The 255-nt window shown below is 45.1% G+C and carries 1 protein-coding gene; it reads left to right on the top strand.

What is annotated here, in order from left to right; genetic code table 11:
- Positions 1-14: 14 nt before the first annotated feature.
- Positions 15-255 (top strand): hypothetical protein (locus ACOB80_RS20900; protein WP_473167803.1); only part of this gene is annotated, 241 nt, incomplete at its 3' end.

The raw sequence follows: 255 nt of genomic DNA, 5'->3' as shown, positions 1-255 counted from the left end.
CAATACGTATTCAGGTGAACGGACAAAGTGGCTATGTAGCAGGTGACTATCAGGTAGAAGGCAATGTGGTGACGTTTACACCGAGTGCTCAGTTCCCAGGTAGCACCCAAATTAAAACAACAATCAGTAATGTTAAAGACAGAGTCGGTAACAGCGCATGCTGCTGGTACTACTACTTTAATACAGAAGATGAGTTTGATACTACAGCACCAACCGTAAGCAGTATCAGTCCGGCAGACGGAGCCATGGATATTG

It is taken from the genome of Thalassotalea coralli (assembly GCF_055786205.1).
Note: the sequence above shows the minus strand (reverse complement) of the source record. Positions and strands in the feature narration are given on the sequence as shown.